The sequence below is a fragment of the methanotrophic endosymbiont of Bathymodiolus puteoserpentis (Logatchev) genome (genome assembly GCF_900128525.1).
GTDB lineage: Bacteria > Pseudomonadota > Gammaproteobacteria > Methylococcales > Methylomonadaceae > Methyloprofundus.
The window spans coordinates 1-10,804 of record NZ_FQTQ01000088.1 but is presented as its reverse complement, the minus strand read 5'-3'; the positions used below and the strand labels follow the sequence as shown (position 1 = coordinate 10,804).

10 protein-coding genes are annotated in these 10,804 nt (G+C 40.1%); 8 read left to right on the top strand and 2 right to left on the bottom strand.

What is annotated here, in order from left to right:
* Positions 1-234: 234 nt before the first annotated feature.
* Entirely contained in the window at positions 235-537 is a 303-nt protein-coding gene (locus BQ7314_RS07500; RefSeq protein WP_174483082.1) for a hypothetical protein, read from the top strand.
* 68 nt (positions 538-605) lie between these two features.
* Here BQ7314_RS07500 and BQ7314_RS07495 read toward each other — a convergent pair whose 3' ends face one another.
* On the bottom strand, positions 606-2,033 hold the full coding sequence (locus tag BQ7314_RS07495; RefSeq protein ID WP_174483081.1) for a sigma-54 dependent transcriptional regulator: 1,428 nt from the start codon (positions 2,031-2,033) through the stop codon (positions 606-608).
* A gap of 351 nt (positions 2,034-2,384) precedes the next feature.
* Between BQ7314_RS07495 and BQ7314_RS07490 the strand changes: the two genes are divergently transcribed.
* From BQ7314_RS07490 to BQ7314_RS07470, 5 genes are all read left to right on the top strand, one after another.
* Complete coding sequence (locus BQ7314_RS07490) at positions 2,385-3,641, top strand: HlyC/CorC family transporter (RefSeq protein WP_174483080.1); 1,257 nt, start codon at positions 2,385-2,387, stop codon at positions 3,639-3,641.
* Between the two features lie 138 nt (positions 3,642-3,779).
* Positions 3,780-4,430: an FHA domain-containing protein gene (locus BQ7314_RS07485; protein ID WP_174483079.1), complete on the top strand. Its 651-nt coding sequence runs from the start codon at positions 3,780-3,782 to the stop codon at positions 4,428-4,430.
* Complete coding sequence (locus BQ7314_RS07480) at positions 4,423-4,794, top strand: PilZ domain-containing protein (RefSeq protein WP_174483078.1); 372 nt, start codon at positions 4,423-4,425, stop codon at positions 4,792-4,794. The genes BQ7314_RS07485 and BQ7314_RS07480 overlap by 8 nt, the downstream gene beginning before the upstream one ends.
* 167 nt (positions 4,795-4,961) lie before the next feature.
* Positions 4,962-6,332 carry a DNA repair protein RadA gene (gene radA, locus BQ7314_RS07475; RefSeq protein WP_174483077.1) on the top strand — a complete coding sequence of 457 codons (1,371 nt, stop codon included), beginning with the start codon at positions 4,962-4,964 and terminating at the stop codon, positions 6,330-6,332.
* Between the two features lie 103 nt (positions 6,333-6,435).
* The gene (locus BQ7314_RS07470; RefSeq protein ID WP_174483076.1) at positions 6,436-6,957 is read left to right on the top strand and encodes a YcxB family protein; all 522 of its coding nucleotides are present in this window, start codon (positions 6,436-6,438) and stop codon (positions 6,955-6,957) included.
* 74 nt (positions 6,958-7,031) lie between these two features.
* On the opposite strand, the gene BQ7314_RS07465 is transcribed toward BQ7314_RS07470, so the two are convergent.
* A complete protein-coding gene (locus BQ7314_RS07465; protein ID WP_174483075.1) occupies positions 7,032-7,208 on the bottom strand; it encodes a hypothetical protein in 177 nt (58 codons plus the stop codon).
* 7 nt (positions 7,209-7,215) lie between these two features.
* On the opposite strand from BQ7314_RS07465, the gene BQ7314_RS07460 reads away from it, so the two are divergent.
* Both BQ7314_RS07460 and BQ7314_RS07455 read left to right on the top strand, forming a co-directional pair.
* On the top strand, positions 7,216-9,105 hold the full coding sequence (locus BQ7314_RS07460; RefSeq protein ID WP_174483074.1) for an ATP-binding cassette domain-containing protein: 1,890 nt from the start codon (positions 7,216-7,218) through the stop codon (positions 9,103-9,105).
* Between the two features lie 189 nt (positions 9,106-9,294).
* Positions 9,295-10,695: an efflux RND transporter permease subunit gene (locus tag BQ7314_RS07455; protein WP_174483073.1), complete on the top strand. Its 1,401-nt coding sequence runs from the start codon at positions 9,295-9,297 to the stop codon at positions 10,693-10,695.
* Positions 10,696-10,804 lie beyond the last annotated feature (109 nt).

Below are 10,804 nucleotides of genomic sequence, written 5' to 3'. Positions count from 1 at the left end.
GGTCGAACCAGTTTTGCCTTTTCAGATGTTCGACGTATTATTGCGGAAGCAGGATTAGATCTGGATTTTAGTAGGCTTTGCCCCAAACCTAGCAACTCCCCAGTTAATTCTCTCGTCGCCACGCTATTACGCATGGTGGCTTGATGAATTTTTGGGAAACTTCAGGACAACAAAAACTTATAATAAAGGCATTTCAACATACCCCATCAATATATTTTATATTCACTCTTTGCTATGACCTCTGAAGATTCTAGACAAAAAAGTCGTCGAAGACTTGAGCGCCGAGCTAACGAAAGGCGCAGAATAACTCACAAGTTTGGTAGTCCTGCTTGGATTAATGCTGTAAAACAAAACTATCTACTGTGGCCGAAACAAGACCGCCGAGTTAAAGATAACCGCTCTCAAGAACGCAGACGTAATTATCGGCGCATAAAACATTTAGCTCATACCGCTTCTATTGTGAAACGAGAGCAACTTCATAATTTACTGACTGAAGAAGAAAAGATAATGCTTAATGAACTTATGCAGTCTGAATAACCGACAATTTAATCCCGTACTGAATCACTGTTGTCTCTGCATAGAGAAAGTAAACGAACTCAAGCAAGCTATAAATCAAATTTTTTCAGCTTTTCTACTAACGTAGTGCGACGCATATTTAATAGTTTAGCCGCGTGAGCAACGACCCCATTACATTCGTCTAAAGCTTGTTTAATTAAGCTTATTTCAACTTCATTAAGATATTCTTTTAAATCCATCCCCTCCTCGGGTAGCTGGGCACTAAAAACTTTTTGCACCACGGCCTGCTCAAGTTTATCTTCCATCTCCTGAGCTAACTCCAGAAAATTCTCCGGTGCTTGTTCTACAACAATTTCATCTGAGACACTAAATTCTCTAAATTTTGCAGGTAAATCAGCTACATCAACTAAGCCATTAGGCTTAATAATTGCAACACGCTCTATTAAATTAGCTAATTCACGCACATTACCCGGCCAAGTGTGCTGCATTAAAATATTGACTGCATCTGGCGTTAAGGTAACAGTAGCGCGCTTATTTTTTTTCAACCGAGAAGATAATTCTTTAATTAATAAAGGGATATCTTCAACACGCTCTCTTAATGCGGGCATTTCTATAGGAAAAACATTTAAACGATAAAATAAATCCTCCCTAAAAAGATTCTCTACAATAGCTTGTTCAATATCTCTGTGTGTTGCCGATATAACTCGTACATCACAATGTATAGTTTTATTGCTCCCAACGCGCTCAAAAGACCTTTCTTGCAAAACCCTTAATAACTTAACCTGCATCGGCATGGGCATATCCCCTATCTCATCCAGAAATAAAGTCCCCCCCTCAGCCATTTCAAAGCGCCCCTGTCGAGTGGCTAAAGCGCCGGTAAAAGCGCCTTTTTCATGACCAAATAACTCACTTTCTAACAATTCTGCGGGAATAGCACCACAGTTAACGGGTACAAAAGCATGATTATGCCGTGAAGATGCCCTATGCAAAGCACGCGCAACCACTTCTTTACCCTTACCTGACTCGCCTAAGATGAGCACTGTTGCATCAGAGTCAGCGACTTGATCGATTAAGAAACGAACTTGCTTAATTGCCTCACTACTACCCGCTAAGCCTTTGTTATCAGGGCTTCTAGGCGCTGATTTTACATGGTTTTGTTGCTTATGCTGTAAAGCCTGCAAGCTGTCCATTAAAACAGTATAAGTGACTGGCCACTCTTGAATGGAAGTGACTAAATTTTGTATTGCTGAAGGCACTTGCAAAAAAGTACCTTTATCAATCAACAGAATCACCGGGATACCTGTAACTAACTCAACAACCGACTTAATAACAGTCGCTTGTTTATCAATGCCTGCCCCCACAAATACAGTTAGCACATCATCAACAGAATGCATTTTTTCACTAAAATTTTCAGCGCTGTATAATTCCCCCCTATATTCAAGGAACTGAATAACAGCCAAAAACTGCTGCCCTCTAGCGGGGTTGTCATCAATAAGAATAATACGTGGTAGTGCCATACTAAAAGTGCCTATTCACTGAAATAGCAGAGTCCTGCTAAATTAATACCTAAATTTTATGCTCAAAAAATACGATAAAATAAGAATTTATGGGCATTTTGTCGAGTCATTGAAACACACAAAAAAACATTGCAGATAAAGTGGCTATTACAGCGTCAACTTTTTGGACAAAGTAAATCACCCTTTTAGTTTCATGTCAAAAAAATGTCGAATTTTCATCATCTTCCAGAAAAAACTTAATGTAATTTAACTTTATGGCGCGCCCCTAATCTCATATTTCTAACAATGAAACTTGACAATTCTTGCTCATCATAGATGATGTAACCAACTTAACTAACCCAGTATCTATTCTTGAACGATATACCTACTAGTATCCTATTTGGCATACTCATCGCATTACTTGGCTTTTCAGCCTTCTTTTCAGGCTCTGAAACAGCGTTAATGACACTTAACCGCTATCGCCTGCAACACCTAGTCAAACAAGGGCATAGGAGTGCAAAGAAAGCACAAAGACTATTAAAACGCCCTGACCGCCTATTAGGTCTTATTTTACTCGGCAATAACTTTGTCAATATTTTGGCATCTTCACTAGCAACCATTCTTGGTATGCGCCTCATGGGTGACGAAGGTATTGCCATTGCAGCGGGCGCACTCACGCTCGTTGTCCTTATATTCTCCGAGGTTGCACCAAAAACACTAGCGGCCCTAAAGCCTGAAGTGCTAGCATTTCCAGCCGCTTGGATTTACAGCCCTCTATTAAAGATATTTTATCCTATCGTCTGGTTTGTTAATCTTATCGCTAATGGTTTATTACGCATCTTTGGTGTCAAAGCAAATGAACACAATACGGCGACACTCAATAAAGACGAACTTAAAAGTATCGTGGCAGAAACAGATTCAATTATGCCCGAGAAATATAAAAATATTCTACTCGGTATTATTGACCTAGAAAGTGCCACCGTCGAAGATATTATGACGCCACGCAATGAAATTACGGGTATCGACATAGAAAGCTCACTTGAAGATATTATTCAACAACTAAAAAGTAGCCAGCATACTCGCATCCCTGTTTACAAAGTCAGCATTGATCGCGTTATTGGTTTTTTACATTTAAGAACTATTTTGATTCAACTATTTGATAATGATAATTTTAGTAAACAAGATATAACAGACAACCTTATTCCCCCATTTTTTATCCCTGAAACAACCCCTTTACATAAACAAATACAAAACTTCAAATTTGATCAAGCGCGTATTGGTCTTGTGGTTGATGAATATGGTGATGTTCAAGGGCTAGTCAGCATGGATGATTTATTACAAGGTATTGTTGGCGAAATCACGACCGAAGAAGCCGATGTAAAAAAATACGAAGACGGTAGTTATATTGTTGATGGCAGTGTCACCGTGAGAGAACTTAATCGTATTACTCACTGGAACCTACCTACCAAAGGACCAAAAACAATTAATGGGCTCATTATCGAGTTTATGGAAACCATCCCACAACCTAACACCAGCCTTATTCTTCATGGGCACCCATTAGAGATCATAAGTAGTGATAAACGTGCTATTACTCGAATCAAATTTTTACCCCCTAAAGCAGAAAAATAGACAACCACACTAACTAATTAGAGCATTAATTTAAGACTCAGTTAATTTAAGACTCAATAAACAAAGATTTATGTTTTTTAGCAACACGCTGAAAATACGTCTATACTAAAAGAAACTAGCAAAAATACCCTTACGAAAATGGCAAAATTCACTGTTTTTTTTAAAGATAAACCTGTACACTCCTCGATTTTTGAGTCAGGTAATATTCATATAGGTCGTGACGAGACTAATGATTTAGCAGTTGATAGCTTAGCAGTTGCGCCAGCTCATGCAGTTGTAGTATTACGTAACACCCCTCCCCTTATTAAACAGTTAAACAGTGACTTTCCGTTAATTATTAATGGCACACAACATATAGAAACAACACTGCAAGACGGCGACACAATTACCATTGGTAAACACCGTATTGTCTATAGCAGCAGTGAAAAATTCGCGGCTAGTACCTCAACTACACGCTCTGAAGATCCTGAAAACGAAAAGCTTAATCAAGAATTAAACAATAACGTCAAGCTACCTGAAGCGAACCTGCAAGTTATGGGCGGTAAACATATAGGACGTTTAATTCCACTAAAAAAAACCATGACTCGCTTAGGCCGTGAAGGTTCTGGCATTATTATTATTATTACGCGTAGAAAGGATGGCTATTTTATCTCTATGCTAGAAGTGAATAAGGAAATTAAAATTAACGGAGCGGAACTTGCAGATCAGACATTATTATTAAATAACAATGATATACTGATTATAGATAAAATTCCTATGCAATTTTTTATGGATCAACAGCATGACTGAAAACAACGAGCAACGTCATTTTCATCGTATTTTTTACCAAGCCCAAGTCACATTAAACGACGAATCAACTCAATGGCCTTGCGAACTTATCGATATTTCTCTACACGGCTGTTTACTACGCTTCGATAAGGATTGGGTACAAAATAATTTAGAAACACTATACACTCTAACACTAGAACTCTCTGAAGCCACAATGATTACTATGAGCGTATCAGTCAGCCATGTAATAGGCAATGAAGTCGGATTTAAATGCGAACATATAGACTTAGACAGTATATCCGTACTACGCCGCCTTGTGGAACTAAACCTAGGCGATAGTCATTTACTAGAAAGAGACCTGCTTGCATTATCTCAGGCCAATTAAACACGCAGTACTATTGACTTAAGCTCCTCCAAAGAATACAGGGATATACAAAAGCAACAAGTCAAAAATACTTTCCTGGCAGACCTGATCCACTCGATTTTATTCAGCAAAAAATCTAAATTAACCGCCGTACCTTATCCTCATTTAGTCTCTTTTAGCCCCCCCTTATGGCAAAAAAAAATACCGCTTTTGTCTGCACCGAATGTGGTGCAGATACGCCTCGCTGGGCAGGCCAATGTAGTGCTTGCCAAGAATGGAACACCATTAAAGAAGTCCGTTTAGGCAATTCTCCCGTTCAAGCACAACGTTTAGGTTACAGCGGCACAAAAAGTGATGTCCAATTACTGTCAGAAGTAAGCTTAGAACAAACTGAACGCCTTTCCACAGGTATCTCTGAATTTGACCGCGTGCTCGGCGGTGGCATTGTGCGTGGCAGCGTTGTCCTGATAGGCGGCACACCTGGGGCTGGGAAAAGTACACTTTTATTACAAGTTATTGCTAATATTGCCCATAAAGGCATTAGCGTTTTGTATGTCTCAGGCGAAGAATCTTTACAACAAATTGCCGAACGCGCTATTCGCCTGAATCTGCCACTCGATAAAATTCAAATGCTAACGGAAACTTCCGTACAAAGTATTTGCGATACCTTAGATGTAATAAAACCTAACATACTAGTTATTGACTCCATACAAGTCATGCATACTCAGACCTCTGATTCGACTCCTGGCTCAGTCTCCCAAGTCAAAGAATCAGCTAGCTATCTCACACAGTATGCAAAAAAACAAAACGTTGCTATTTTCATGGTCGGCCATGTCACTAAAGATCAATCTTTGGCCGGGCCAATGACTTTAAGTCATATCGTTGATACCCAACTGATTCTTGCTTCAACAGACGATGCGCGCTTTCGCGTTCTTAGAGCAGATAAAAATCGTTTTGGTAGTGTCGGCGAACTAGGGTTCTTTGCCATGGAAAGCGGCGGTCTTAAAGAAGTCAAAAATCCCTCGGCAATGTTTCTCAACCGCACCGAAAAACCATCACCTGGCAGCGTAGTTACCGTACTATGGGAGGGCACACGACCTTTATTGGTAGAAATTCAGGCCTTAGTCACCGAATGTCAATATGGAAATCCGCGCCGCCTTGCCGTTGGCTTTGACCAAAACCGCCTAGCCATGCTATTAGCTATATTAACGCGCCACGGCGGTATTTTTACTGCTAGTGATGAAATCTATGCTAATGTCGTAGGCGGCATTAAAGTTACCGAGACTAGCTCCGACTTGGCAATTATTATTAGTATAGTCTCTAGCTTAAAAGACACCATTGTTCCTCATGACTGTTTTTTCTTTGGTGAGCTTGGCTTAAATGGTGAAATTAGACCTGTCGCTAATGGCTATGCACGCTTAAACGATGCCGTAAAGCATGGTTTTAAAAAAGCTATCATCCCTAAATCCAACGCGCCTAAAAAGTCCATGCCTGGCATAAAGATTTACCCGGTCAGTAGTTTAGTCGAAGCACTCGAAGCGCTGGAAGAAATACGTTAAAAATTTCTACTCAGTTAAGTGTAACGGTTATAATGAGCAAGGTAGCCATAACAATAATAATGCAAGGCAAATAACATCTTGCACACGACTTAAAGGGTAAACAATGCTTGAAATTGAATATGAATTCCGCGAAAAAGATTTAATTCATTACAATGAATTACAAATCGAATCCTCAGAAGACCTACAAAAGAAACTCAAAAGAAACCGCTTATTTTTTCCTGGTGTCTTATCTATTTTTGGGCTTTTTCTTTGGTCATATTATAGCGACTACCGTACTGCGCTTTATATTATCACTATCTCTATTTGCTGGGCTATTGTCATTCCACAAATTATCATTCTCAGCTTCCGCAAGCAAATATTAGACAACTACACTGACCGTGAAAAACAGGCCATGTTTGGCAAATACACTTTACGTATCGACCCAAAAGCCTTAGCGGAAAACTCACCTAGTGGCAAAAATAAAATGCCATGGAAGACTATTTTGCGCATCGAACATATTCGTGATTATATACATATTGTCCTAGACAATGGTGCAGCCTTAGTTATACCTATTGAAACTGTCTCAGCAGGTGATATCAAAGAATTTTCTAAACAGGTCAAAAAGATGATTGAGTTATACGGCTAATAACTCTTTTAACCCACTTTAAATTACCTATTCGGCAAAGCATAAACTCAGTTTGCCGAATAGCAACAAACCTTTTACAAAACACCCTCGCGTTTTTGTATATACCAACGACAAGCATCAACGCAATCCGGTTTACTCGCAAAAGGCCCACTAATTCTCTCAACCGTAAAAAACCACCAGCCTTGTTCATTAATATAATAACGATCTTGCGGTTTAAACACGGGGTTATGTTGTTTCTTTTTATCTACCATATTAAGTATGCTGAATTTTAAAAATATCGCCTTACGTCGTGGCACGCGCGTATTATTTGCCAACACTACATTTACCCTACACAAAGGGCAGAAAATCGGTATTACCGGTGCAAATGGCGTAGGTAAATCCAGTTTCTTTGCCTTAATACGTAACGAACTTCACCCTGACGAAGGTGATTTTAGCATGCCTCCCAATTTGGAGGTGGCCCATGTCGCCCAAGAAACGCCAGCAACCGAACAATCCGCTATCGAATATATTATTGATGGTGATCAAGAATTACGCCGTTTACAATACGAAATTACTAAAGCAGAACAAGCTAATGATGGCATTAAGCAAGCCGAATTATTTACCAAAATGGAAATCATTGGCGGCTATACGGCAACCACAAGAGCTGCACGCTTAATGGATGGTTTAAGCTTCAAACAAGCACAAGAACAACTCCCTGTTAATTCATTTTCTGGGGGGTGGCGTATGCGCTTAAACCTTGCTCAAGCGCTAATGTGCCGTTCAGACGTGTTATTACTCGACGAGCCCACTAACCATTTAGACCTAGATGCTGTTATTTGGCTACAAGATTGGCTATGCAAATACCCAGGTACTTTATTACTCATTTCTCATGACCGTGAATTTCTCGATACCATCACTGATCATATTGTACATATAGAAAACCAAGTCGGTGAAATCTACACCGGCAACTACTCTGCTTTTGAAAAAAGACGTGCCGAAAAATTAGCCCAACAACAAAGCTCTTTTGAAAAGCAGCAACGTGAAATAACCCATATACAAAGTTTTATTACCCGCTTTCGCGCCCAAGCCACTAAAGCAAAACAAGCCCAAAGCCGCATCAAAGCCTTAGAACGCATGGAGCTAATCTCCCAAGCTCACGTAGATTCCCCTTTTCATTTTAGCTTTGGCAACCCCGGAAAACTACCCAATCCTATGCTGAAATTAGAAAATGCTAGTATAGGCTATGCAGATAAAATCATCCTAGACAAGGTTAACCTCTTTGTCTCACCCGGTGACCGTATCGGTTTATTAGGACCCAATGGTGCTGGAAAATCAACCTTAATTAAAGTACTCGCTAATGAATTAGATATTAGTGCAGGAGAGGTTCAATTCGCCGAAACAATGAAATTAGGTTATTTTGCTCAGCATCAATTAGAGCAGCTGCACTTAGATGAAAGCCCTATCTGGCATTTACAAAAAATTAACCCCAAGGCTACTGAAAAAGATTTAAGAAACTTTTTAGGTGGCTTTAATTTTAAAGAAGATAAAACTTTTGACCCCATAGCCCCCTTTTCTGGCGGCGAAAAAGCGCGCTTAGTACTCGCTTTATTGGTTTATCAAAACCCTAATTTATTACTACTTGATGAGCCAACTAACCACCTCGATTTAGAAATGCGCCACGCTTTAAGTCTTGCCCTACAAGATTATCAAGGCGCAATCATTATCGTATCTCATGATAGACATATGCTACGTTCAGTTACTGACCAACTGTACTTAGTAGCCAACGGCTCCGTCTCTCAATTTGATGGTGATTTAGATGATTATCGCATCTGGCTAAATGATCAAAAATTACTGCACAACGCTAATACCGATAACGCGCCAACCACTAGCGTTAATAGGAAAGAACAACGCAAAGTCGATGCCGAACGCCGCAAACAATTAAAACCGCTCTACGATGCATTAAAAAAAGCGGATAAAGCCTTAGAAAAATACCATAGCCAACAAAAACAACTGGAAGAACAATTAGCTGACTCATCTTTATATGATGATGCAAATAAAACCCGTTTAAAGCAAGTACTCCAGGACAAAGCACAAGTCGATAAAGCGCTAGAAGAAGCCGAAATGGAATGGCTGGAGATTAGCGAACAGCTTGAAGAAGTGGAAAATTAAATAGCTCATTCTACAGCGACACGTTCCTGTCAGGCTGAGTCCATTATTCCTCCTTGTATTTAACTAGGGTTGTCGTTACTATTTCTGATCATTCCATACTAGACACACTAGGATTAGGCTTCAATCCAACAATAAACAAGTAGTATTAAAGGCGAACTAAAGCTGCGCCCTACCGAACCCACATTATCTATGCTTACACACCTTATCCGCTTCTCCATTCGTTATTACGGCATTATCATTGCTTTGGCTTTATTGATTTTATGCTACGGGAGCTATCGCTTCACTACTGCCGGCTTAGATGTCTTCCCAGAGTTTTCACCCAAACAAATTACCATTCAAACAGAATCACCAGGGTTTTCAGCTGAACACGTCGAGACCCTAGTTTCTCAAAAGATCGAATCCTCTCTCAGCGGTTTACTCGGCTTAAACACGCTGCGCTCTGAATCGATACAAGGGCTATCCATAGTCACTGCGGTTTTTGACGAACAGAGTGATATTTATCGTAACCGCCAATTAATCACCGAGCGCCTATCTAGTTTAAGCTCGCAACTTCCAGAAGGTGTGCATACACCTATGCCTATACCTCTAACATCCTCTTCAGCAACCGTGCTGACTATCGGCCTCAACTCTGAACATAAAAACCTGATGCAATTACGCGATCTAGTCGATACTTTACTCGTGCCACGCTTGTTAGCCGTCCGGGGGGTTGCCGATATCAATATTTTTGGCGGGGAGATTAGGCAAGTTCAAATCCAACTCGACCCCATAAAATTACAGAAATTCAATCTATCTATTAATGAAGTCATCAAAGCCGCCACACAAATAGGAAAAATACAAGGAGCTGGATTTATAGAAAGTACCAATCAACGCTTTACGCTCCAAGTCACTGGACTAGCCACAACCCCTGAACAACTACGCCAAAGCATCCTTAAATATAGCGCCAGCAACAGCTTAGTTTTAGGTGATATAGCCGATATTCAATATGCGCCAGAACCTGCGATTGGTGCAGCACAAATTATGGGTAAACCAGGCATCGTGATGATGGTCATTGGCCAATTTGACGCTAATACATTAACCGTTTCCAATGCCGTTGAACAAGCACTCACAGAATTTGAACCTTTGTTTGCCGACCAGCAGATTAATCTCTATAGCCACCTATTCCGACCTGCCGATTATATACAAAGCTCAGTGAGTAATCTGTCCAGTCACCTACTTTTGGGTGGACTGTTTGTCATACTGATTTTATATTTCTTTTTATATAATTTGCGCACGGCTTTTATTGCTGCTATTGCCATTCCCGTTTCTTTAATCAGTGCGGCAACGGTATTACTAGAATTTGGTGTTAACCTCAATATTATGGTGCTGGGCGGCTTAGCCATTGCTTTAGGAGAAGTGGTTGATGATGCCATTATTGATACCGAAAATATCTTCCGCCGTTTACGTGAAAACTGCTCTTTAGCTAATCCACTGGCAACCCAGAAAGTGGTTTACAATGCCTCCATCGAAGTACGTGGCTCGGTCGTTTATGCCAGTTTTATCGTAGCCCTAGTTTTTGTACCACTATTAACCTTAGGAATGTGCATGAAATAACTTAGGCAACTTATAAAGTTGTTGCGTCAGGAATGGCAGTATAATTCCATTGCCTCAGGTGCTCATCAAATACAATTCGCATTGACTCTTTAAAACCCTCTGCAACTTT

What these genes read in the sequence shown, in the direction of transcription:
- BQ7314_RS07500 (WP_174483082.1), top strand. Translation starts at nt 235, where the DNA reads ATGACCTCTGAAGATTCTAGACAAAAAAGTCGTCGAAGACTTGAGCGC.
- BQ7314_RS07495 (WP_174483081.1), bottom strand. Translation starts at nt 2,033, where the DNA reads ATGGCACTACCACGTATTATTCTTATTGATGACAACCCCGCTAGAGGG.
- BQ7314_RS07485 (WP_174483079.1), top strand. Translation starts at nt 3,780, where the DNA reads ATGGCAAAATTCACTGTTTTTTTTAAAGATAAACCTGTACACTCCTCG.
- BQ7314_RS07480 (WP_174483078.1), top strand. Translation starts at nt 4,423, where the DNA reads ATGACTGAAAACAACGAGCAACGTCATTTTCATCGTATTTTTTACCAA.
- radA (WP_174483077.1), top strand. Translation starts at nt 4,962, where the DNA reads ATGGCAAAAAAAAATACCGCTTTTGTCTGCACCGAATGTGGTGCAGAT.
- BQ7314_RS07470 (WP_174483076.1), top strand. Translation starts at nt 6,436, where the DNA reads ATGCTTGAAATTGAATATGAATTCCGCGAAAAAGATTTAATTCATTAC.
- BQ7314_RS07465 (WP_174483075.1), bottom strand. Translation starts at nt 7,208, where the DNA reads ATGGTAGATAAAAAGAAACAACATAACCCCGTGTTTAAACCGCAAGAT.
- BQ7314_RS07460 (WP_174483074.1), top strand. Translation starts at nt 7,216, where the DNA reads ATGCTGAATTTTAAAAATATCGCCTTACGTCGTGGCACGCGCGTATTA.
- BQ7314_RS07455 (WP_174483073.1), top strand. Translation starts at nt 9,295, where the DNA reads ATGCTTACACACCTTATCCGCTTCTCCATTCGTTATTACGGCATTATC.